At 72.3% G+C, this 21,427-nt stretch carries 19 protein-coding genes and 2 pseudogenes; 13 read left to right on the plus strand and 8 right to left on the minus strand.

Features of this window, described 5'->3' with window-relative positions; translation table 11 throughout:
• Positions 1-11: 11 nt before the first annotated feature.
• Positions 12-251: pseudogene (locus BM085_RS14860) on the plus strand (DUF3291 domain-containing protein); the annotation flags it as partial.
• Here BM085_RS14860 and BM085_RS14865 read toward each other — a convergent pair.
• Entirely contained in the window at positions 197-1,297 is a 1,101-nt protein-coding gene (locus BM085_RS14865) for a DUF3866 family protein (protein WP_093887574.1), read from the minus strand. The pseudogene BM085_RS14860 and the gene BM085_RS14865 overlap by 55 nt on opposite strands.
• Before the next feature lie 57 nt (positions 1,298-1,354).
• Here BM085_RS14865 and BM085_RS14870 point away from each other — a divergent pair, with 57 nt between their 5' ends.
• The 8 genes from BM085_RS14870 to BM085_RS44395 all read left to right on the plus strand — a co-directional run bounded on the left by BM085_RS14870 (position 1,355) and on the right by BM085_RS44395 (position 9,071).
• Entirely contained in the window at positions 1,355-2,311 is a 957-nt protein-coding gene (locus BM085_RS14870; RefSeq protein WP_093887575.1) for a helix-turn-helix transcriptional regulator, read from the plus strand.
• A 97-nt stretch (positions 2,312-2,408) separates the two neighbouring features.
• Complete coding sequence (locus BM085_RS14875; RefSeq protein WP_086576346.1) at positions 2,409-3,365, plus strand: helix-turn-helix transcriptional regulator; 957 nt, start codon at positions 2,409-2,411, stop codon at positions 3,363-3,365.
• A 23-nt stretch (positions 3,366-3,388) separates the two neighbouring features.
• Complete coding sequence (locus tag BM085_RS14880) at positions 3,389-3,577, plus strand: hypothetical protein (protein ID WP_093887576.1); 189 nt, start codon at positions 3,389-3,391, stop codon at positions 3,575-3,577.
• Positions 3,578-3,643: 66 nt separating this feature from the next.
• Complete coding sequence (gene tatA / locus BM085_RS14885; RefSeq protein WP_031161467.1) at positions 3,644-3,967, plus strand: Sec-independent protein translocase subunit TatA; 324 nt, start codon at positions 3,644-3,646, stop codon at positions 3,965-3,967.
• 48 nt (positions 3,968-4,015) lie between these two features.
• Positions 4,016-4,912, plus strand: coding sequence for a twin-arginine translocase subunit TatC (gene tatC, locus BM085_RS14890; protein ID WP_081937374.1), 897 nt, complete (start codon positions 4,016-4,018; stop codon positions 4,910-4,912).
• A gap of 17 nt (positions 4,913-4,929) precedes the next feature.
• Entirely contained in the window at positions 4,930-5,805 is an 876-nt protein-coding gene (locus BM085_RS14895; RefSeq protein ID WP_093887577.1) for a diacylglycerol kinase, read from the plus strand.
• A gap of 140 nt (positions 5,806-5,945) precedes the next feature.
• A complete protein-coding gene (locus tag BM085_RS14900) occupies positions 5,946-8,675 on the plus strand; it encodes a DEAD/DEAH box helicase (RefSeq protein ID WP_093887578.1) in 2,730 nt (909 codons plus the stop codon).
• A gap of 228 nt (positions 8,676-8,903) precedes the next feature.
• Entirely contained in the window at positions 8,904-9,071 is a 168-nt protein-coding gene (locus BM085_RS44395) for a hypothetical protein (RefSeq protein ID WP_093887579.1), read from the plus strand.
• 71 nt (positions 9,072-9,142) lie between these two features.
• Here the strand turns inward: BM085_RS44395 and BM085_RS14910 are convergent, their stop codons facing one another.
• The 3 genes from BM085_RS14910 to BM085_RS14920 form a co-directional block, all read right to left on the minus strand.
• Positions 9,143-10,576, minus strand: coding sequence for an RNB domain-containing ribonuclease (locus BM085_RS14910; RefSeq protein ID WP_245789319.1), 1,434 nt, complete (start codon positions 10,574-10,576; stop codon positions 9,143-9,145).
• Positions 10,577-10,748: 172 nt separating this feature from the next.
• Positions 10,749-11,660 carry a 5'-3' exonuclease gene (locus tag BM085_RS14915; protein ID WP_342742886.1) on the minus strand — a complete coding sequence of 304 codons (912 nt, stop codon included), beginning with the start codon at positions 11,658-11,660 and terminating at the stop codon, positions 10,749-10,751.
• 9 nt (positions 11,661-11,669) lie between these two features.
• Positions 11,670-12,890: a PP2C family protein-serine/threonine phosphatase gene (locus BM085_RS14920; protein WP_245789320.1), complete on the minus strand. Its 1,221-nt coding sequence runs from the start codon at positions 12,888-12,890 to the stop codon at positions 11,670-11,672.
• A gap of 230 nt (positions 12,891-13,120) precedes the next feature.
• On the opposite strand from BM085_RS14920, the gene BM085_RS14925 reads away from it, so the two are divergent.
• Together BM085_RS14925 and BM085_RS14930 are read left to right on the plus strand one after the other, a co-directional pair.
• Complete coding sequence (locus BM085_RS14925; RefSeq protein WP_093887583.1) at positions 13,121-14,230, plus strand: M24 family metallopeptidase; 1,110 nt, start codon at positions 13,121-13,123, stop codon at positions 14,228-14,230.
• Between the two features lie 78 nt (positions 14,231-14,308).
• Complete coding sequence (locus BM085_RS14930; protein ID WP_093887584.1) at positions 14,309-15,451, plus strand: acyl-CoA dehydrogenase family protein; 1,143 nt, start codon at positions 14,309-14,311, stop codon at positions 15,449-15,451.
• 211 nt (positions 15,452-15,662) lie between these two features.
• Here the strand turns inward: BM085_RS14930 and BM085_RS14935 are convergent, their stop codons facing one another.
• The 4 genes and pseudogenes from BM085_RS14935 to BM085_RS14945 form a co-directional block, all read right to left on the minus strand.
• Positions 15,663-16,346: a hypothetical protein gene (locus BM085_RS14935; RefSeq protein ID WP_143120923.1), complete on the minus strand. Its 684-nt coding sequence runs from the start codon at positions 16,344-16,346 to the stop codon at positions 15,663-15,665.
• A gap of 434 nt (positions 16,347-16,780) precedes the next feature.
• Positions 16,781-17,146 (minus strand): oxidoreductase, encoded by a 366-nt coding sequence (locus BM085_RS45905; RefSeq protein WP_245789321.1) that lies wholly within the window; start codon positions 17,144-17,146, stop codon positions 16,781-16,783.
• Between the two features lie 13 nt (positions 17,147-17,159).
• A pseudogene (locus BM085_RS46805) lies at positions 17,160-17,351 on the minus strand (oxidoreductase); the annotation flags it as partial.
• A gap of 187 nt (positions 17,352-17,538) precedes the next feature.
• A complete protein-coding gene (locus tag BM085_RS14945; protein ID WP_218158716.1) occupies positions 17,539-18,951 on the minus strand; it encodes a dihydrolipoyl dehydrogenase family protein in 1,413 nt (470 codons plus the stop codon).
• A gap of 212 nt (positions 18,952-19,163) precedes the next feature.
• Between BM085_RS14945 and BM085_RS14950 the strand changes: the two genes are divergently transcribed.
• Both BM085_RS14950 and BM085_RS14955 read left to right on the plus strand, forming a co-directional pair.
• On the plus strand, positions 19,164-20,774 hold the full coding sequence (locus tag BM085_RS14950) for a sensor histidine kinase (protein WP_093887587.1): 1,611 nt from the start codon (positions 19,164-19,166) through the stop codon (positions 20,772-20,774).
• Between the two features lie 97 nt (positions 20,775-20,871).
• Positions 20,872-21,348, plus strand: a complete 477-nt coding sequence (locus tag BM085_RS14955; protein WP_031161448.1) for an Lrp/AsnC family transcriptional regulator — start codon at positions 20,872-20,874, stop codon at positions 21,346-21,348.
• The last annotated feature ends 79 nt before the right edge of the window (positions 21,349-21,427 follow it).

Genomic DNA, 21,427 nt, shown 5'->3' on the forward strand with positions numbered 1-21,427 from the left:
GGGAATTCGTCTACCGCAGCGCGCACCTGGGCGTCCTGCAGCGGCGCAGGGAGTGGTTCCTGCGCGTGGCGGAGCCGTACACGGTGATGTGGTGGGTCCCGGAGGGGCACATCCCGACGCTGGAGGAGGTGATGGAGCGCCTGGAGCTGCTCAAGGCGGAAGGCCCCACCCCGCAGGCCTTCACCTTCAAGGACTTCTACGACAGCAGCGAGGCCGCGTGGCGGCCGGCGGCGGCCGAGGCCAGGAAGTAGGCCAGGTCCTCCTCCAGGGTCCTGCCCATCGTCGACAGCCGCACCGGAGAGCCCCGGAGCGCCTCGTGGAGCCCGTCCACGGCCACCGCCACCAGCTCGTGACGGGCGGCCAGCGGCTCGGACTGCTCGGCCACCCGCCTGCCGAACTCGCCCGGCAGCTCCGGCACGACGACCTGGGCCGGGGCCAGGGCGACCCGGCCGTAGGCGGTCAGCGAGTGGTGGGAGACGCCGATGTGGCGCTCACGCCGGTCGCCCTCGCTGACCCGCAGCGCCGCGACCGGGCGTCCCCCCAGGACGGCGACGGCGTTGACCGCCTCGCCGGCCGAGACGCCGGAGAAGCCCCAGCGGGTGCCGGTGCCCAGGTTGCCCGGCCCCTGGGTGACGATCGCCACGTCGGCGCCCAGGACGTGCCGGGCCGCCAGCAGGCCCGTGTGCGGCGTCACGGCCTCCACGTCGCCGCCGAAGGCCTGGCCCACCGTGACCACCCCGCCCAGCCAGCCGGCCTCCCGGAGCTGGGCGCACGACATGGAGAACCAGGCGGGCAGCGCCCCGCCGTCGAGCATCACGTAGGCGACCCGGGGGATCCCCGTCTCCGCCGCCCCGGCCCGCGGCCCCGGGGGGCGCGAGCCGTACAGGCCGCAGAGGATCGCCGGGAGCGCCGAGTGCAGGTCGGCGACGATCACCGGCATGCCGTCCAGGGAGTCGGCCTCGCGCAGCGCCTCGTGGAAGGGGGAGTCCTGCTCGTCCGCGCCGAGCACGGTGGTCTGCAAGGGGGTGTAACGTGCCTTCACCAGGTGTCCGGGGCCTTGCGGATCTTCTGGTAAACGGTCGGGGAGCGCCACCACCATGGCGTAACCTCCCGTACCGAGACCCATCGCGAGCGCGGTCGTGTTGAGCAGCACCACGTCACCGGGCTCCGGACGTCCCACCAGGGCGGGATAGGCCAGCGCACGCGCGCTGCCGTCCTCGGTGGTGACGTCGAGTTCCACCGCCCCCGGCCACTCGCGCCGGATCCGTACGACCTCGCCCCTGCGCCATCTGATCACGCGGGGAAGAGTAGCGTCACCTGGACGTAGAGTCACTTGAACAGGGAGGGAGGCCGGATGTCGCGCCGGAAGACCGAGCGGTTGCTGAACCTTGTGATCTGCCTGCTGGCCACGCGGCGGCCGCTCAGCGCCGAGCACATCCGCCAGGCGGTGCCCGGCTACGACGCCGCCAACGACGAGGCCTTCCAGCGGATGTTCGAGCGTGACAAGAACGAGCTGCGGGAGATCGGCATCCCGATCGAGGTCCACAAGGACCCGTGGGAGGAGGATCCGGGCTACCGGATCGTCCCGCAGGCCTACGAGCTGCCCGAGATCACCCTGGAGCCCGACGAGGCGGCCGTGGTGGGCCTGGCGGCCCAGGTGTGGCAGCGGGCCAGCCTGGCCGAGGCGGCCAGCGGGGCGCTGCTGAAGCTGCGCGCCGGGGGAGTGGAGACCGACGAGGCGGGCGGGATGCTCGGCAGCGCGCTGGAGCTGCGGGTCGACACCCAGGACCCGGCCTTCCCCGCGCTCTGGGAGGCCGTGCGCGACCGGCGCGTGGTCCGCTTCGCCTACCGGGCGGCGGCCAGCGAGAGCGTGCTGACCCGCACGGTGGAGCCGTGGGGCGTGGTCAGCCGCCGCGGCCGGTGGTACGTGGTGGGCCACGACCGCGACCGTGACGCGGCCCGGGCGTTCCGGCTCAGCCGGATCAGCGGCCCGGTCACCCCGGTGGGCCGCCCGGGGACGGTGGTGGTGCCCGAGGGCGTCGACATCAGATCGATGGTCGGCTACCGCGAGGAGCCGGTCCAGGAGCGCACCGCCCTCATCCGGGTCCGCGAGGGCACCTGCCAGGGGCTGCGCCAGGTGGCGCGGGCCGTACGGCCCGGAACCGGCGGGTGGGACGAGCTGGACGTCGACTTCACCGACCCCGGGCGGCTGGCCGGATGGGTCGTCGGCTTCGCCGCCGACGCCGAGGTGGTCGGACCGCCGGACGCCCGCGACGCCGTGATCTGCCGTCTGAAGGGGGTCCTGGCGTGACGGGCAGGGGAGCAGCGGAGGCCGGGCGGGGGCCGGGCCCGGCGAGGACGTGGCAAGTGAGCGAGCGGGGCGTCGCCGACGCGGAGTGGAGCGGAGCATGAGCACGGCCGACCGGTTGCCCAGGCTGCTGGCACTGGTGCCCTACCTGATGTCGCACCCCGGGGCCCAGGTGCCCGAGGTGGCGAAGATCTTCGGGCTCAGCGAGAAGCAGCTCATCGACGACCTGCAACTGGTGTGGATGTGCGGGCTGCCCGGCCACACCCCCGGCGACCTGATCGACGTGTCATGGGACGGCGGCGAGATCGTCATCGACAACGCCGACACCATCGCCCGCCCGCTGCGGCTGGGCGTCGACGAGGCCAGCGCGCTGCTGGTGGCCCTGCGGATGCTCGCCGAGATGCCCGAGTTCGGCGAGCGCGACGCGCTGGCCCGGGTCATCGCCAAGTTCGAGCAGGCGTCGGTGGAGGGCGCGGCCGCGGTCAGCAGCCAGGTCGCGGTCGAGGTGGACGCCACGCCCGACGCGCTGCCCACCGTGAACGAGGCGCTGCGGCGCGGCAGGCGGCTGTCGCTGCGCTACTACGTGCCGGGCCGCGACGAGGTGACCCCGCGCGAGGTCGACCCGATGCGCCTGGTCGTGGTGGACGGCCGCTCCTACCTGTCGGGCTGGTGCTACCGGGCCGAGGCGGTGCGGCTGTTCCGGCTGGACCGGATGATCACCGTCGAGGTGCTCGACGTGGCCGCCGATCCGCCCGCCGGCGCGGTGCCCGACGAGGTCACCTCCGGGGTGTTCCGGCCCTCTCCGACAGACGAGCTGGTGGAGCTGGAGCTGACCCCGGCGGGCCGCTGGGTCGCCGAATACTACCCGTGCGAGCAGGTGGAGGAGCTCGGCGAGGGCCGCCTGCGGGTGGCGCTGCGGGCGCGCGACCAGGGCTGGCTGGTACGGCTGGCGCTGCGCCTGGGCGACACCGGGCGGGTGCTCTCCCCGGACTCGCTGGCGGCGAGCGTGCGGGAGGCCGCGACGTCGGCGTTGAATCGTTACGAGTCGGTTTCCTGACGTCCAGGTTAAGATCTCACGACATGAGCTGGATCTTCGCCGCGGTCGCGCTGGCCACCACCGGACTGGTCGTCCTCGGTTTCCTGGGGGTCCGCGTGCTGCTGGCGGCCCGGGAGCTGGGCCGGGAGGTGGACAGGACCCGGCGGCGGCTGGAGCCGGCACATACCCTGTTCAGGGGGCAGGCCGGGACAATACGGGTTCCGAAGGGATGAGTCTGTGCCCCGGGGAGCGTACGATCGGGATCAGAGATTGCATGTCGCTCGGCTTAAGGATGTGTCATGCCCAACCTGGGACCCACTGAGCTGATCATCATCGGGTTGATCCTGGTGCTGCTGTTCGGTGCCAAGAAACTGCCCGACGCCGCTCGCGGACTGGGCCGGTCGCTGCGCATTTTCAAGGCGGAGACCTCCAAGCTCCGCGACGACGACGACGCCGACGCCCCGACGGCCACGGTCGTCCAGGCGCAGCCCCAGCCCGCGGCCCCGGCCCCGCAGCCGCTCACCACCGCGGCGCCCGCGCCGTCGGCGGAGGAGCAGGCCCGCGCCCTGGAGGAGCAGGCCGCCAGGCTGCGCGCTCAGGCGGGTGCTCCGAAGCCTCAGTAGGCTTCAGTCCGCCTCTGATCACTTCACCTCTCGGACCGGGATTCGCGAATGGCGCTGCTGAAATGGCCCAAGCCGGGCCAGAACGGGTCGGTGTCCACCGATTCGGCCGAGGGGCGCATGCCGCTCATGGAGCATCTCCGTGAGCTGCGCAACCGGTTGGTGATCGTCCTGCTCGCCATGGTCGTGGGCATCATCGTGGGGTTCGTCTTCTTCGACCCCATCTGGACCTTCATCACCGAGCCCTACTGCAGCCTGCCCGTCTCGCACCTGCTGCGGGAGGGCGAGTGCACGTTCGCCATCCGCGGAGTCTTCGAGGCCTTCTTCGTCAACCTGAAGGTCGCGGCGATGTTCGCGATGGTGCTCTCCTCGCCGGTGTGGCTGTACCAGATCTGGGCCTTCGTGACCCCCGGCCTGTACCGCAACGAGAAGCGCTACTCGATCTCGTTCCTCGCCCTGGCGATCCCGCTGTTCCTGGCCGGCGCCGCGCTGGCCTACTTCATCATGGACACCGGTCTGGCGATCCTGCTCGGCTTCGCGCCCACCAACGCGATCCCGCTGCTGGAGATGGACGACTACCTGAGCTACGCGCTGGTGATGCTCATCATCTTCGGTGTCTCCTTCGAGCTGCCGCTGCTGATGGTGTTCCTGAACGTGATCGGCGTCCTGCCGCGTGCGACGGTGGCCAAGCACCGCCGCATGGTCATCTTCATCATGTTCCTCTTCGCCGCGCTCGCCACCCCGAGCACCGACCCGTTCTCGATGATCGCGCTGGCCATCCCCATGGTCGTGCTGTTCGCCCTCGCCGAGGGGTTCATGTATCTACGGGAGCGCAGGGCGCCGAAGGGCGAGGACTTCTCCCACCTGTCGGATGACGAGGCGTCCCCGCTCGCGGAGGATCTTTCTCCTCTCGATTTGAACACGACGGATACTGATCCGATCAAATAGGCGATAAGTTCCGGTCTGTGCCCGGAGAGATCGCTGTTCTCGTCAACCCCCTCGCCCGCGGCGGCCGCTCGCGAGGCCTGCTCGCTCCGGTGCTCAACAGGCTCCGGCAGGGGGGCTCCGAGGTCTCGGTGATCGTCGGGGAGTCGGCGGACGACGCTCTGGAACGCGCCTGCACCGCTGTCGCCGAGGGCCCCGAGGCGCTGGTGGCCTTCGGCGGGGACGGCCTGGTCCACCTGGCGGTCCAGGCGGTCGCCGGGACCGACGTCCCGCTGGGCATCATCCCCGCCGGGACCGGCAACGACATCGCCGGCGCGCTCGGCCTGCCGAAGAAGGACACCCTCGCCGCCGCCGACGTCGTGCTCAGGGCCGAGGTCCGCACGATCGACGCCGCGAAGATCGGCAAGGACGAGTGGTTCGCCGGGGTGGTCTCCTGCGGCTTCGACTCCCGCGTCAACGAGCGGGCCAACCGGATGTCCTGGCCGCCCGGCATGGCGAAGTACCTGCTCGCGCTGGCCGAGGAGCTCTGCTCCTTCCGGCCGATCCCGTTCCGGCTGGAACTCGACGGAGAGGTGATCGAGCGCGAGGCCATGCTGATCGCGGTCGGCAACACCCGCTCCTACGGCGCCGGGATGCGGGTATGCCCGGACGCCCTCCCCGACGACGGCCTGCTGGACGTGACGATCCTCGGGGCGGTGCCCAGGGGGGAGTTCCTGCGCGCCTTCCCCCGCGTCTACAAGGGGTCCCACGCGGGTCACCCCGCCGTCACCATGCGCCGCGCCCGCCGGGTCACCCTGGAGGCCCCCGGCGCGATCGTCTACGCCGACGGCGAGCGGGTCGGGCCCGCCCCGCTCACCTGCGAGATCGTCCCGGGCTCGCTGCGCGTGCTCGCCTGAGCGGCCCCGCGCCGTCCCCGCGGCCCGGCCCCCGGTCCCCTGGCGCCGCCCCCGCGGCCCGGATCGCGTCCTTGGCGATCACTTGACGCGTTGCGTACTCGGGGGCGGACCGGAATCCCGATATCGGTAGGGTGGAGGGTATGACGACCCCAGCGGAACGCTACGCTGCTTTCCGTCAGAGCCAGGCTGACAGCGGGCCGGCACTGACCTCGTTCCGCGGTCTGTACGACTTCGATCTGGATGACTTCCAGCTGGACGCCTGCCGGGCGCTGGAGGCGGGCGACGGAGTCCTCGTGGCCGCCCCGACCGGATCCGGCAAGACCGTCGTGGGTGAGTTCGCGGTCCACCTCGCGCTGGAGCAGGGCCGCAAGTGCTTCTACACCACCCCGATCAAGGCGCTGTCCAACCAGAAGTACAACGACCTGGTCAGACGGTACGGCGCGGCCAATGTCGGCCTGCTCACCGGCGACAACAGCATCAACGGCGACGCCCCGATCGTCATCATGACGACCGAGGTCCTGCGCAACATGCTCTACGCCGGGTCCGGCACCCTGGCGGGCCTCGGATTCGTCGTCATGGACGAGGTGCACTACCTGGCCGACCGGTTCCGCGGCGCGGTCTGGGAAGAAGTGATCATCCATCTGCCCGAGTCGGTGCGGCTGGTCGCCCTCTCGGCCACGGTCAGCAACGCCGAGGAGTTCGGCGAGTGGATGGGTGAGGTCCGCGGCGACACCAGCGTCATCGTCGACGAGCACCGCCCGGTCCCGCTCTGGCAGCACATGCTCGTCGGCAACCGCCTGTACGACCTGTTCGTGGCGGACGAGGACGGCCGGCGGCCGCAGGTCAACCCCCACCTGATGCGGATCGCCAAGGACGAGGAGCGTCAGTCGTACGGCAGGGGCCGCCGCGGCTACTCCCGCCCGCGCAGGGCCGCCCCGCCCGACCGGGCGGCGGCCATCGAGCGCCTCGACGCCGGCGGCCTGCTCCCGGCGATCACCTTCATCTTCTCCCGCGCCGGCTGCGACGCGGCCGTCATGCAGTGCCTGCACACCGGCATCCGGCTCACCACCGACGCCGAACGCCACCAGATCCGGCAGATCGTCGACGAGCGCACCGCGCACCTGCCGGACGAGGATCTGGCCGTGCTGGGCTACCTCGAATGGCGCGACGGCCTCGAGCGCGGCCTGGCCGCCCACCACGCGGGCATGCTCCCGGCCTTCAAGGAGGTCGTCGAGGAGCTGTTCACCCGCAACCTGGTCAAGGCCGTGTTCGCCACCGAGACCCTGGCGCTGGGCATCAACATGCCCGCCCGATCCGTGGTGATCGAGAAGCTCGACAAGTGGAACGGCGAGACCCACGCCGACCTCACGCCCGGCGAATACACCCAGCTCACCGGTAGGGCCGGGCGGCGCGGCATCGACGTGGAGGGCCACGCGGTCGTCCAGTGGCAGCCGGGCATGGACCCGCTGCAGGTCGCGGGGCTGGCCAGCACCCGCACCTACCCGCTGCGCTCCAGCTTCCGCCCCTCCTACAACATGGCGGTCAACCTGGTCGGCCAGGTGGGCAGGGAACGCGCCAGGACGCTCCTGGAGTCCTCCTTCGCCCAGTTCCAGGCCGACCGGGCCGTGGTGGGCATCGCCAAGCAGGTGCGCCGCGCAGAGGAGGCCCTGGAGGGCTACCGCGAGGCGATGACCTGCCACCTGGGCGACTTCGAGGAGTACGCCGCGATGCGCAGGGCGCTGTCCGACCGGGAGGCCGAGCTGTCACGCCAGCGCGGCGCGGCCCGCAGGGCGCAGGCGCTGCGCTCGCTGGAGGTGCTCAAGCCGGGTGACATCATCCGTATCCCGGGCGGGCGCCGCGCCGGTCTGGCGGTCGTCCTCGACCCCGGTCTCAACTCCCGGGGAGAGGGGCCCGCCCCGCTGGTGCTGACCATCGGCAAGCAGGTCAAGAAGCTGTCGCCGGCCGACTTCCCGGTCCCGGTGGAGCCGGTCGAGCATCTGCGCATCCCGAAGAACTTCAACGCGCGCTCGCCGAAGGAGCGGGCCAACCTGGTCGCCTCCGTCCACGCCAAGATCGGCGACCGTGACTTCGGCAAGCCGGCCAGGGCACGCGACCACGCGGCCGAGGACGACGAGATCAACCGCCTGCGCAAGGGGATCCGCCAGCACCCCTGCCACGGCTGCGACGAGCGCGAGGACCACGCCCGCTGGGCCGAGCGCTACTACAAGCTGCTGCGCGAGACCGAGGGACTGCGCCGCCGGGTCGAGGGCCGCTCCCACGTCATCGCCCGCACCTTCGACAAGGTCTGCGGGGTGCTCGACCAGCTCGGCTACCTGGAGGGCGAGAGCGTCACCGCCGAGGGCCGCCGCCTGGCCCAGCTCTACACCGAGCTGGACCTGCTCACCGCCGAGTGCCTGCGCGCCGGGCTCTGGGAGGAGCTGGACCCGGCCGAGCTGGCCGCCGTCGTGTCCTCGCTGGTCTTCGAGTCCAGGCAGGCTGACGACGCCCGCCAGCCGAGGATCCCGGCGGGCGGCGTGCAGAAGGCGCTGGGGGACATGGTCAGGCTCTGGGGCGAGCTGGAGTCGATCGAGGGCGACCACGGCCTGTCCTTCATCAGGGAGCCCGACTTCGGGTTCGCCTGGGCGGCCTTCCGCTGGGCCAAGGGCCAGAACCTGGACGCCGTGCTGAGGGACGGGGTCAACGGGGCCGAGCTGGCCGCCGGCGACTTCGTCCGCTGGATCAAGCAGCTGCTCGACCTGCTCGGCCAGATCTCCGACGCCGCTCCCAGGAGCAGCAAGGTCAAGCAGAACGCCGGCAAGGCGATGGACGCGCTCCGGCGCGGGGTGGTGGCTTACTCCTCCCTCAGCTGAGAGCCCGCCGTCCCCGCCTCCCTCCACGCGGGACCGGCGGCCCTGCCGTCTCGCCCCCGTGGCGTCCCTCGGGCCGGGAGGTCCGCCGGACCGGCCGGTTAACTGACCGCCCGGTCAATACCTTGTGACGGTTGGTGCGCGCAACGTAACCTCGCGGGCTGTTTCCCAGGTGATCGCGGTGGACATCCCTATGGCGAACCCTTTGGATCCCTGCCCAGGGAGGTAGGAATGTTCGCCCTCGCCGCAGCATTGCTGTTCGTCCTCGCACTGATCTTCCAGCTCGCCGGTGTGGCCGTCGGCAGCGTCGTGACCGTCACCACGCTCGCCCTCGCGGGACTGGTCGCCGTCGCGCTGCACCTGGCGGGTGTCGGCGCAGGCTGGAGCCTGAAGAAGTAAAAGCCGTCCTCCCGCGGCTGAGGCCGCGCCCGAGCCCCCCGGGCGCGGCCTCCCCGCGTGTCCGGAGCCGATCAGGCCAGGCTGAAGCGGACCTCTCGGGTGGCGGGGTCGGCACGCGTCAGCCGTACCCGGACCGCCTCACCCAGCACGAGCCCCTCGCCGTCGCAGCGGGCCACCACCGCGGGATCGGTGACCTGCACCTGCCCCCAGGAGTGGTTCCCGTCCACGTCGATCACCACCGCGTCGAACGCCTGGCCCACCCGCTCGCGCAGCACGAACGCCTCCACCAGGTCCACGCAGGCCCGCTCGACGGCGTTCGCGCGCCGCCCGGTCGTGTGCATGATGCCGGGCAGGTCGCCCATCGCCTTCTGGATCTCCTCGGGCACCGGCTCGCCCGCCGCGATCGACAGGCAGATCTCGGTGGCGTAGCGGTCGATGAGCCGGCGCAGCGGCGCGGTCACGTGCGCGTACGGCGCGGCCACCGCGGCGTGGTCCGCCTGGACGGGCGGCTCGCCGTTGAAGGCCACGTATCCGGCCCCGCGCAGCAGCACCGTGGACTCCTCCAGGAACGCGGCCTGCTCGGGGATCTTCGGGTCGAGCCCGTGCACGACGTCACCGTAGGAGGCGCCCTCCGGCCACGGCACGTCGAGCGCGGCGGCCACCCGCCGGACCTGGGCGACCTTCTCGGCGGGGGCGGGCGGCAGCACCCGCAGCAGACCGATCTCGGCGTCCAGCATCATCGAGGCGGCGGCCATGCCGGTCAGCAGCGAGATCTGCGCGTTCCAGGCCTCGGCCTCAAGCGCGGCGCGCAGCTCCACCCGGTAGCCGTCCCCGTCGGGGACGACCTCCTGCTCGGGGGTGGGCAGGGTGACTCCGCCCCGGGCCCGCTCCAGGGCGAGCCGGAGCCGGCCGATCTCGGCCAGCAGCCGCAACGTGCCGTCGGCGGTGCCGGTGTCCACCGCCGCCTGCACGTAGTCGTAGTCGAGCCGCTCCCGGCTGCGCACCAGCGCCCGGATCACGTCGGCGCCGACGATCTGGCCGTCGGCGTCCAGGTCGACGCACCACAGCGCGGCCGGCCTGGTCACCCCGGGCAGCAGGCTGGCGGCGCCCTCCGACAGGATCGCCGGATGCAGCGGCACCCGGCCGTCGGGCATGTAGACGGTCTCGCCGCGGCTGCGGGCCTCGGCGTCGATCGCCCCGCCTGGCCGTACGAACGCCGCGACGTCGGCGATGGCGTACCAGACGCGGTAGCCGCCGGGACGCTCCTCCAGGTGCATGGCCTGGTCCAGGTCCATGGAGCCGGGCGGGTCGACGGTGATCAGCGGCAGGTCGGTCCGGTCCAGCGCGGGCAGCGCGGGCACCTCGGCGACCCACTCGGCCTCGGCGGTCACGGCCCGGGGGAACCCCTCCGGCAGCTTCAGCTCCCGGCGGATCCGGTCGAAACCGTCGTCGAGCCGCGGATGGGACTCTCCGGGCACCCGGATGCTCTTATGAGGCACGGGCATCAACCTACCGTCACCCGTCATGGCGGCCTCACCGGATGCTCCGGCGGGCCGCCGTGGACAGGCCGCCGGACCGGTGGCCGTGCTCGAACCCGATCGATCCGTCCATTCCGTCATCCTCCGCGCGCGGGCGCCGAAGTACTACGTCTTCCCCGGATACGGCCGGACAATCGGGTCAGGCGGGCGAGGCCGGCGAGAGGGCCTCCGACAGGCGGCCCACGGGGCCGCCCAGGCCGTAGCGCTCGACCAGGGCCGCCAGCGCCCGTGGATCGCGGGCCCGGCGGGGGAGGGCGAGATCCAGCTCCGGGATCGGCACGTCGCGGGCGACCTGGACCACCGCGGGGGCGACCCGGAGGTAGTCGCGGGCCGCGCTCAGCTTGGCGCGCTGGCCCGCGGTCAGGTCGCCGTCCTCGTCCACGGCCCGGAGCAGCGCCTCCAGCGAACCGAACCGGGTGATCAGCGCGGCGGCGGTCTTGTCGCCGACCCCGGGCACGCCCGGCAGGCCGTCGCTCGGGTCGCCGCGCAGGGTGGCGAAGTCGGCGTAGGAGCGGCCGGGGACGCCGTACTTGGCGGCGACGGCGGCCTCGTCGACGAGGTCGAGGTTCTTGACCCCTCTGGCGGTGTAGAGGACGCGGATGGGCTGGGCGTCGTCCACGAGCTGGAACATGTCCCGATCGCCGGTGACGATGTCGACCTGCCCCTTGGCGCTGACGGCGAGCGTGCCCATCACGTCGTCGGCCTCGTAGCCGGGCACGCCGAGCCGGGCGATGCCCACCGCGTCGAGCACCTGCTCGATCACGGGCACCTGCGGGGCGAGCGTGTCGGGGACCTCCTCGACGTCGCCCGTGGCGACCCGGTGCGCCTTGTAGGTCGGGATCGCCGCCACGCGGAAGGCCGGACGCCAGTCGGCGTCCATGCAGGCGACCAGCTCGCCGGGGGAGTGCTGCCGGATCAGCGTGGCGATCATGTCGATCAGGCCGCGGACCGCGTTGACCGGCATGCCGTCAGGGGCGGTCATCGACTCCGGCACCCCGTAGAAGGCGCGGAAGTAGAGGGAAGGGGTGTCGAGAAGCATCAGGCCGGGCATGGCGACCATTTAACCAAGCACGCCGATCGCCAGCACGCACGTGTCGTCTTCGGGGTTCGGGCCGCCGACCTTCTGGATCAGCCTGTCCAGCCCGGCCTCCAGGTCGTCTCCGGTGAGGTCCGCCGCCGCCGTCAGGGCCAGCGCGAGCCCCTCGTCGATGTCACGGGAGCGCCGCTCGACCAGCCCGTCGGTGAACAGCAGCAGCAGGTCTCCCTCCAGCAGCCGCACGCTGGCCGGTTCGTACGGCACGGTGAGCGTGGCGCCGAGCAGCACCCCGGCGGGCGGATCGAGCTGGACGGCCACCCCGTCGCGGATCAGGATCGGCGCGGGGTGGCCGGCCTGACTCCAGGTGAACACGCGGGTGGCCGGGTCGAGATGGCCGATCACCGCGGTCGCGGTGGTCTCCGCCAGCCGGTGCATCACCAAGGTGTTGAGCCAGGTCAGCAGCTTGTCCGCGGGCTCGCCGGTCATCGCCAGCCCGATCAGCGAGTGCCGTAGCCGGGCCATCTGGGCGATCGCGGGCAGGCCGTGCCCGGACACGTCGCCGATGGTCAGCACCACCCGGCCGTCGGGCAGGGAGCTGGCGTCGTACCAGTCGCCGCCGAGGCCCGCCTTCATGCCCGCCGGGACGTAGCGGACCTCGATCCGCGCGTGGGGCAGCTCGACGGCGGCCCCGAGGTCGGGCATGATCGCGTCCCGCAGGGCCACGCTGAGGTGCCGTTCCTCGGCGGCCTGCTCGCGGACCTCCAGGAGCTGGCGCCGGGACTCCGACATGATCCGCTCGGCCCGGCGCCGGCCGGTGATGTCCTGGATCACGCCGTGCACGGCGGTGCGCCCGCCGGTCGCGACGGGTTCGAGGGCCGCGCGCAGGTTGCGGACCTCTCCTTGGCGGCGGATGCGGAACTCGGCCTGCCCGGCCTCGGCGCCGTGCACGACGGCCCGCAGCAGCCGGTCCAGGTCGGCCTGGTCCACGGCCTCGACGTAGGCGACCAGATCGCGCAGGGGGATGGGCCCCTCGCCGGGATCGCGGCCGAAGATGGCGTAGGCGCGGTCGGACCAGACGGACTCTCCGGTATGGAGGTTCCACTCGGCCCAGCCCAGGTTGCCCAGCCGCTCGGCGTGCGCCAGCCGTGCGGTGAGAAGTTGTCGTTCCACGGCCATGTGCTCGTCCAGCTCTCCGCGCAACCGCTGCACCATCTCTGCCGCGGTCAGCGGGGCGGAACCGGTCACGAGGTCGTTTCGTGGGGGGAGGGGTGGCTGGTGGCCGCCCACTACGCCGACCATGTAGCTCGCTCTCGAAATGTGGGGCCTTACGGACATCCTGTCGACAAAATGTGATCGTCCTTCAACGGAGTGTAGTGACGTCGTCGCCGCTCCGGTGGTTTTTCCGGGACTTTCTCGCGCGCTCCGGGGCCGGGTGTGATCCGGATCCGTCCACGATTAGATTGGTCGGTGTGACAATGGAGTCCTCTGACCTGTATCCCGTCGCCCGCCTGGCCGCCGCCCGGGAGGCGACCGCCGCGGCCGGCCTCGACGCGCTGCTGCTGACGCCGAGCCCCGATCTCCGCTACGTGACCGGCTACGAGGCGTTGCCGCTGGAGCGGCTCACCTGCCTGGTGCTGCCGGCGGAGGGCGAGGCCTTCCTGATGGTGCCTCGCCTGGAGCTGCCCGCCGCCGAGCACTCCCCGGCGTCGAGGCTCGGCATCGAGTTCGTGCCCTGGGACGAGACCGACGACCCCTATGCGGTCGTCGGCGCGCGGCTGGGCAAGGTGGGCAAGGTGGGCCTGGCCGACCGCATGTGGGCGATGCAGTCGCTGCGCTTCCGCGACGCGATCCCCGGAGCGGAGCAGGTGCTCGCCGGGACGGTCCTGCGCGGGCTGCGCATGCGCAAGAGCCCGGCGGAGGTGGCCGCGCTGCGCGAGGCGGGCGCCGCGATCGACGCCGTGCACGCCCAGGTGCCCGGATTCCTGCGGGCGGGCCGGACCGAGCGCGAGGTCGGCCGGGACATCGCCGAGGCGATCATCGCGACCGGGCACTCGACGGTCGACTTCGTCATCGTCGGCTCCGGGCCCAACGGCGCCAGCCCGCACCACGAGCTGTCCGACCGGGTCATCCGGGCGGGCGAGCCGGTCGTGGTCGACATCGGCGGCCAGATGCCCAGCGGCTACTGCTCCGACTCCACCCGGGTCTACTCCGTCGGGGAGCCCCCCGCCGACTTCGTGAAGTACTACGAGGTGCTCCAGCGTGCCCAGGAAGCCGCCTGCGCGGCCGTACGGCCCGGCGTGTCGTGCGAGTCCATCGACGCCGCGGCGCGCGAGGTGATCGCCGCCGAGGGCTACGGAGAGCACTTCATCCACCGCACCGGCCACGGGATCGGCCTGGAGACCCACGAGGAGCCCTACATCGTCGCGGGCAACACCGAGCCGCTGGCGCCGGGCTTCGCCTTCTCCGTCGAGCCGGGCATCTACCTGCGCGGAGCGCACGGCGCCCGCATCGAGGACATCCTGGTCTGCACCGAGGAGGGGGGCGAGCGGGTCAACCACCGGCCTCGCGGACTCGTCATCGTGTAACAAGTGCCACAATCGGGGTGGCCGGTGACCCCGGTCACCCCTTTTGTCGTCCACGTCCATGACCTGGAGTGTGCGGAAATGACCGTTGAGCGTGTGATGCCTACCGCCGAGGCCCGCGACCTGCTGGAGCTGGTCCGTGAGCTGATCGCCAAGGAGGTGGCGCCCCGGGCGCCGGGCGACGAGTCCGCGGGCCGCTTCCCGCGCGAGGTGTTCACCACCCTGGGCCGGGCCGGGCTGCTCGGACTGCCCTACCCCGAGGAGCACGGCGGCGCCGCGCAGCCGTACGAGGTCTATCTCCAGGTGGTCGAGGAGCTCGCGGCGGGCTGGCTGGCGGTCGGTCTCGGCCTGTCGGTGCACACCCTGTCCTGCTTCCCGGTGGCCGCCTACGGCACCGGCGCGCAGCGCGCCGCGCTGCTGCCGGAGATGCTCGGCGGCGAGTGGCTGGGCGCCTACTGCCTGTCGGAGCCCCAGTCCGGGTCCGACGCCGCCGCCCTGGTCACCCGCGCGGTGCCCGACGCCGACGGCTACGTCGTCGACGGGGTCAAGGCCTGGATCACCCACGGCGGCGTCGCCGACTTCTACACCCTGATGGCCCGCACCTCCGACGACGGCGGGCGGGGCATCTCCTGCTTCCACGTTCCCGCCGGGACCGAGGGGCTGTCGTACGGCCTGCCCGAGCGGAAGATGGGGATGAGGTCCTCACCGACCGCCCAGGTCCGCTTCGACTCGGTACGGCTCGCCTCCGACGCGCTGCTGGGCGCGGAGGGGGAGGGCTTCCGCATCGCCATGGCCGCTCTGGACGGCGGCAGGCTCGGTATCGCCGCCTGCGCCGTCGGCGTGGCCCAGGCGGCTCTCGACGCCGCCACCGGCTACGCCAAGGAGCGCCGCCAGTTCGGCTCGCGCATCGCCGACTTCCAGGGGATCGGCTTCATGCTCGCCGACATGGCCACCCAGATCGCCGCCGCGCGCGCCCTCTATCTCGACGCCGCCCGCCTGCGTGACGCGGGCCGGCCGTACGGGACGCAGGCGGCCATGGCCAAGCTGTTCGCCACCGACGTGTGCATGAAGGTCACCACCGACGCCGTCCAGGTCCTCGGCGGCTACGGCTACGTCGAGGACTTCCCGGTCGAGCGCTACATGCGGGAGGCGAAGGTCCTGCAGATCGTCGAGGGCACCAACCAGGTCCAGCGTGTGGTGATCAGCCGCGCTCTCGCGCGGTAGGCGGCCCCGCCACCGGTACGGCCCCCGCGCGGGAGGTCTCCCGTGCGGGCCCGTCAGGTCGGACGCCGGACGGCGCCGAAGGCGACCTCGCGGATCGCGGGGATGTCGCGCTCGGTCTCGGGCCGGGTGTTCCAGGTGCGGGACATGAGGGTGGCTGTTCCTTCGACGTTCGCGGGCACGGAGGGGCCGCCCGGCCGGGGTCTCGGCGGCCCTACTGGAGGAGGGGCGGCAGGAGGAGGGCAGCGCTGGAGGCGGCGACACAGGTGAGGGCGGTGAGGGCGGTACGGGCGCGCGCCCCGGTGGTCGGGCGCAGCAGGAACGGTATCGACAGGCCGAGGACCAGCGGGGTGAGGAGCGCCCATGACCCGGCGGCCGGGAAGACGTCCGGGGACGGGCTCGCCGCCCGCTGGGCGACCAGGGTGAACAGCAGCAGGCCGCTGAGCAGTCCCACGGTGATGTCGCCGGCGGTGTCCGGCCGGCGGCTGAGATATCCGGTCAGGCCGAAGGCGATCAGTGTGACGCCCAGCGAGACCTTCCAGTCGCCGGCGTGGCTGAGCATGCTCTCGGAGTGGTCGAGGGCGTGGGCGGTGAAATGGCCGGCCGCGAGCCCGGCGACGGTCAGGGCGCCGTTGAGGGCCGCCCACCCGGCCTGTGGCGAGCCGCGCGTCATGGCCAGGACCAGCAGTCCGTACAGGTAGGGGTCGTAGGCCGCGACGACGTCGCCGGGCAGCACACGGGTGAGTGATCCGCCGGCCAGGGCGAGGATCATGCCCAGTGCCAGTTCGGCGGGCATCCGGCTCATGAAGAGGCGTTCCCGCCGGTCCAGGGCCCGGAAGTCGACCTGCCCGTGCGTCTCGCGCCGGCCCATGTGCATGGCCCTGTCCATGGCTGCCATGTCGCCCCCTGCCTGTCGCGGGAATCCGCCTGTCCGGCCTCGTGACTTTCACATTGCCTCTCTGCCGTGTCGAAATTATGACAAATAAGTCAAACAATTGTCTTTTCTCATGGTCAAGTCATGAACATCGCCGGGGAGAACCTTTGGTGAGCAGGGGAACGGCCCGATGACACGGGACTTTCCGCCCGCGCCGCCGACCGGGGCCACCGTGGGGTTCCCGGTTCCGCAGGGCAGGCGGGGCAGGCGGGGCAGGCGGAGCAGGCAGGGCAGGGAGCGGCGACGGCACTCGGCGCCGGTTGCCGGGAGAGGCGGGCGCCGGGCGGCGTCGCCGCTCCCTGATCATCACCCCCGGCCACGGGCCTGCTCGCTCAGGGTGGGGTAGTCGGTGTAGCCCTCCGCGCCGCCGCCGTAGACGCCGGTGGCGGCGGGGCGGTTCAGGGGGCTCCGATACGCAGCCGTTCGACCAGGTCGGGATTCGCGACGAAGGCGCCTCCGAAGGCCACCATGTCGGCGCCGCGTTTCAACCACCACGCGGCCGGATGGGTCTTGGCCAGGTCGCACGGGTTGTTCTGCGGGGTGACGATCAGGGCGGACGGCCACAGCGCGCGGACCCGCCCGTCCAGCGCGGCGTTCCCGGTCTCGCTCAGATGCAGGTAGGCGGTCCGGTCGTCGGCGAGCTCGCGGATCAGCGCGGTGTAGACCTCCTCCGGCCCGTGCTCGGCCATATCGCCGTAGTGGTTGCCGGGGGAGATCCGCAGTCCCACCCGCTCCGGCCCGACGGCCGCGGCGACCGCGCGCACGACTGCGGCCGGCGGGGCTGGGATGGGTGCCTTCGGCGATGATGAGGCCGGCGGAGGCGCGCTGGGCGTAGTAGGTGGCCATGAGCGGGGTGGGAGTGCCGTCGGCCTCCGCCCTGGAACGGGTCATCGGCGCCATGGCGACGCGGTTGGGCAGGGTCACCGTGCCCAGCTGTACGGGATCGAACAGCGTGGGCGCGGCGTCCATGCGGCGTCCCCCTCCGGGGGGTCGGGGAAATATGGACGAATACCTGGTTGTCGACCACGGTACTCCTCGCGCCGGAGCGGCCGGCCGCCAGGCGGTCACCGCCTTGGGCGGGGGCCGGACGGCGCGACACCACGGGGCCGGACCGCCTCGCCTCGTCCGTGCCGCCCCGCCGTGCCGCGCCCGCGGGTCAGAGCCCGTACTCCTCCAGCAGCCGCAGCCAGACCTCGCTCACCGTCGGGAAGGACGGGACGGCGTGCCAGAGCCGGTCCAGCGTCACCTCGGCGGTGACCGCGACCGTCGCGGAGTGCAGCAGCTCGGCCACGTCCGGCCCGGCGAACGTCACGCCCAGCAGGACGCGCCGGTCCTCGTCCACGACGGCCTTGGCCCTGCCCCGGTAGCCGTCGCCGAGCAGGTAGGCCCCCGACACCGCGCCCAGGTCGTACTCGATCACGCGCACGTCGAACCCCTCGGCCCTGGCGGCGGCCTCGGTCCGGCCGACGGCGCAGACCTGCGGGTCGGTGAAGACCACCTGCGGCGCCCCGTACCCGTCCGCCGCGTCCCGCATCGCGGGCAGGTCGTCACGCTCCCCCCGCGCCCGTGCCGCGATGACGTCGCCGCACACCCGGGCCTGGTACTTGCCCATGTGGGTGAGCAGGTTGCGGCCGTTGACGTCGCCCACGGCGTACAGCCAGCCGTCGGCGACGCCGGTCGCGCGCATGCTGTCGTCGACCCGGACCGGATCGGTGTCCGGCAGGCCGACGGCGCCGAGCCCGAGATCACCGGTCGCGGGCCTGCGGCCGGTGGCCACCAGCAGTTCGTCGGCCTCCACCGGCGCGCCCTCGGCGAGGTGGACGGTCACCGGGCCGCCCGGCTCGCGCCGTTCGACCCCGGTCACCTGGGCGCCGGTGCGCACCCGGACGCCGCCGTCGCGGAGCGAGGCCGCCAGGAGCTCTCCGGCGAACGGTTCCATCCGGCCGAGCAGCGCGTGCCCGCGCACCAGCATCGTCGTCTCCTCGGCGCCGAGCCCGTGCAGGGCCTGCGCCATCTCGCAGGCCACCACGCCTCCGCCCAGCACGGCCAGCCGTCTCGGGACGGCGCGGACGCCGGTCGCCTCGCGGCTCGTCCACGGTGAGGCCTCCGCCAGCCCGGGGATCGGCGGGATCACCGGGCGGCTGCCGGTGGCCAGCACGACGGCGTGCCGGGCGCGCAGCAGGCGGGTGGAGCCGTCGGAGGCGGTCACCTCGACCTGCCTGGGGCCCCGCAGCCGCCCGCGTCCCCGGAAGAACTCCGCCGGGACGTCCTTGATCCACTGCACCTGCCTGCCGTCGTCCAGGTGCGACACGGCCTCGTCGCGCCGGGCGAGCACGGCGTCGACGTCGATCGGCCGCAGAGCCAGGCCGGGCACCCGGCCGACGTCCGCCGCCAGCTCCACCGGGCGGAGCAGGGCCTTGCTGGGGATGCAGGCCCAGTAGGCGCACTCCCCGCCCGCCCGCTCCTCCTCCACCACCGCGGCGCTCAGCCCGCCGCGGGCCGCGCGGGCCACGACGTTCTCGCCCGCGGGGCCGGCGCCTATCACGATCACGTCGAACTCGTCGGACACGACTACCTCCCAGAGCATACGAGCCGATCACCGTGGTCAGTGTGACGGCGCCGGCCGCACCAGCTTCGCAGCCTCGCCGTGGCGGGCGCGTGGCGGAGGGCGGTCGAAGGGGACGAACGCATGCTGGAGAAGCGCCCCGTTCCGGTATCTTTCGTCAGTCGCCGGGTTTCCGTGGCTTCAGGCACACAAAGCTTCTGTGAGATGGGAATTCGATGACCACCGACCATGCGCGCCCGGCCGGCTCCGGGCGGCGCCGCTGGAGCGCGCAGACGTGGTTCAACGTCGTGCTGCTGGCCATGGCGGTGCTCCTCGGCCTGTCGGCGGTGATCGGCGCCACCGTCCTGCGGAACGCCGCGCAGGCGTCCGACCGCCTCATCGACGAGATCTCGGTGGGCAGGATCCAGGCGGAACGCATGCAGACGGCCCTGGTGAACCAGGAGACCGGGCTGCGGGGTTTCGTCCTCACCGGCAAGGAGGAGTTCCTCCAGCCGTACGAGGACGGGCAGCGTAGCCAGCTCGTCGCGTCGTCGCAGATCCGGACGGTGGCGCCGAGGGCGCGAGCGCTGCCGGCGCTGGAGGCGGTCGACCGGCTGAGCGCCCAGTGGCGCTCCGGTTACGCGGAACCGATGATCGAGCACGTGCGCGCCGCCGGGCCGGAGACCGTCAGCGCCGGGCAGGCCGAGGGCGGCAAGCGGGCCTTCGACGCCGTCCGCGGCGCGCTCGACGACCAGAACGCCGCCTGGGACCGGGCCAGGGACACCGCGCGCGCCGAGCTGGCCGCCGCCCGCACCGTCCGGGACGTGACCTTCTTCGCCATCCTGGTCGCCTTCCTGGTCACCGTCATCACGGTGGCGATGCTGCTGCGGATCGCGGTGTTCCGCCCCCTCGCCCGCCTGGGCGACGCCTCGCGCCGCGTCACCAGCGGTGACTTCGACTACCACGTCGACACCGGCGGGCCCGCGGACCTCGCCGCGCTGGCCGGTGACATGGAGGCGATGCGCCGGCGGATCGTCAGCGAGCTGGAGGAGGCCCGCGCCTCCCGGCAGCAGATCGCGGCGCAGGCCGAGGAACTGAAGCGCTCCAACGCCGAGCTTGAGCAGTTCGCCTACGTGGCCTCCCACGACCTGCAGGAACCGCTGCGCAAGATCGCCTCCTTCTGCCAGATGCTCCAGCAGCGCTACGCCTCCCAGCTCGACGACAGGGCCAACACCTACATCGACTTCGCCGTCGACGGCGCCAAGCGCATGCAGGTGCTCATCAACGAGCTGCTCACCTTCTCCCGGGTGGGGCGCGTCCATCAGGAGCCCGTCGAGATGGACCTCAACGACGTGGTCGACCGGGCGCTGGTCAACCTCTCCGCCGCCGTGGAGGAGTCCGAGGCCGAGATCGACGTCGGCGACCTGCCGGTGATCGTCGGTGACCGGACCCAGTTCGTGATGTTCTGGCAGAACCTGATCGGCAACTCCCTGAAGTTCCGCGACGCGGACCGCAGGCCGCACATCCGGATCGAGGCCGAGGAACAGGACGGGCAGTGGCGGATGACCCTGACCGACAACGGCATCGGTATCGCCCCCAACTTCGCCGAGAAGATCTTCATCATCTTCCAGCGGCTCCACCACCGCGACGCCTACGAGGGCACCGGGATCGGCCTGGCGCTCTGCCGGAAGATCGTCGAACAGCATCAGGGGAGGATCTGGCTCGACACCGACCACACCGGCGGGGCCCGCTTCGTCGTCACCCTGCCCGTCACGGTGCCGCCGCAAGAGACGTCGAAGGAGACGCCGCAGGAGACGGTGCCGGTGGCCGCCGGTGAGGACGGCTGAGCCCGGTGACGGCCGGGCGGAAGACGATCCTGGTTGGGACCATGCCGTGACCATGGGGCGGCGCGGGCGGCCACCGGGTGCCGTTACCGTTGATCGGGTGGAGGAGATCGACCGCCGAATCGTGACATTGCTGGCCAGGGATGGCCGGATGAGCTTCACCGACCTTGCCAGGGAGACCGGGCTGTCGGTGTCGGCGGTGCATCAGAGGGTGCGTCGGCTGGAGAAGCGCGGGGTGGTGCGGGGATACGCCGCGCTGGTCGACTACGACGCGATCGGCCTGTCGCTCACCGCGTTCGTGTCCATCAAGCCGATCGACCCGGCCGCCGCCGACGACGCCCCCGAACGGCTGGCCCACCTGAGCGCCATCGAGGCCTGCCACAGCGTGGCCGGGGACGAGAGCTACATCCTCAAGGTGCGGGTGGCGTCGCCGCTCGCCCTGGAGGAGCTGCTCAACCAGATCCGCAGCGCGGCCAATGTCTCGACCCGGACGACGGTGGTGCTCAGCACGCCGTACGAACACCGTGCCCCCGAGCTGGTCGACCCGGACACCGGCAAGCCCGACGACCCCGCCTGAGACCTCCCCGCCTCTCCGGCGCGCCTCACCGTGCCCTGACGCGGCACGGGTACGGCTCCCGCCGCGGCGGGAACCGTAC

It is taken from the genome of Streptosporangium canum (assembly GCF_900113865.1).
Taxonomy (GTDB): domain Bacteria; phylum Actinomycetota; class Actinomycetes; order Streptosporangiales; family Streptosporangiaceae; genus Streptosporangium; species Streptosporangium canum.

Excerpts from the sequence above, each read along its gene's own strand:
- BM085_RS14870 (WP_093887575.1), top strand. The coding sequence starts at position 1,355 with ATGTCGCGCCGGAAGACCGAGCGGTTGCTGAACCTTGTGATCTGCCTG.
- BM085_RS14875 (WP_086576346.1), top strand. The coding sequence starts at position 2,409 with ATGAGCACGGCCGACCGGTTGCCCAGGCTGCTGGCACTGGTGCCCTAC.
- BM085_RS14880 (WP_093887576.1), top strand. The coding sequence starts at position 3,389 with ATGAGCTGGATCTTCGCCGCGGTCGCGCTGGCCACCACCGGACTGGTC.
- tatA (WP_031161467.1), top strand. The coding sequence starts at position 3,644 with ATGCCCAACCTGGGACCCACTGAGCTGATCATCATCGGGTTGATCCTG.
- tatC (WP_081937374.1), top strand. The coding sequence starts at position 4,016 with ATGGCGCTGCTGAAATGGCCCAAGCCGGGCCAGAACGGGTCGGTGTCC.
- BM085_RS14900 (WP_093887578.1), top strand. The coding sequence starts at position 5,946 with ATGACGACCCCAGCGGAACGCTACGCTGCTTTCCGTCAGAGCCAGGCT.
- BM085_RS44395 (WP_093887579.1), top strand. The coding sequence starts at position 8,904 with ATGTTCGCCCTCGCCGCAGCATTGCTGTTCGTCCTCGCACTGATCTTC.
- BM085_RS14910 (WP_245789319.1), bottom strand. The coding sequence starts at position 10,576 with ATGCCCGTGCCTCATAAGAGCATCCGGGTGCCCGGAGAGTCCCATCCG.
- BM085_RS14915 (WP_342742886.1), bottom strand. The coding sequence starts at position 11,660 with ATGCCCGGCCTGATGCTTCTCGACACCCCTTCCCTCTACTTCCGCGCC.
- BM085_RS14925 (WP_093887583.1), top strand. The coding sequence starts at position 13,121 with ATGGAGTCCTCTGACCTGTATCCCGTCGCCCGCCTGGCCGCCGCCCGG.
- BM085_RS14930 (WP_093887584.1), top strand. The coding sequence starts at position 14,309 with ATGACCGTTGAGCGTGTGATGCCTACCGCCGAGGCCCGCGACCTGCTG.
- BM085_RS14935 (WP_143120923.1), bottom strand. The coding sequence starts at position 16,346 with ATGGCAGCCATGGACAGGGCCATGCACATGGGCCGGCGCGAGACGCAC.
- BM085_RS14950 (WP_093887587.1), top strand. The coding sequence starts at position 19,164 with ATGACCACCGACCATGCGCGCCCGGCCGGCTCCGGGCGGCGCCGCTGG.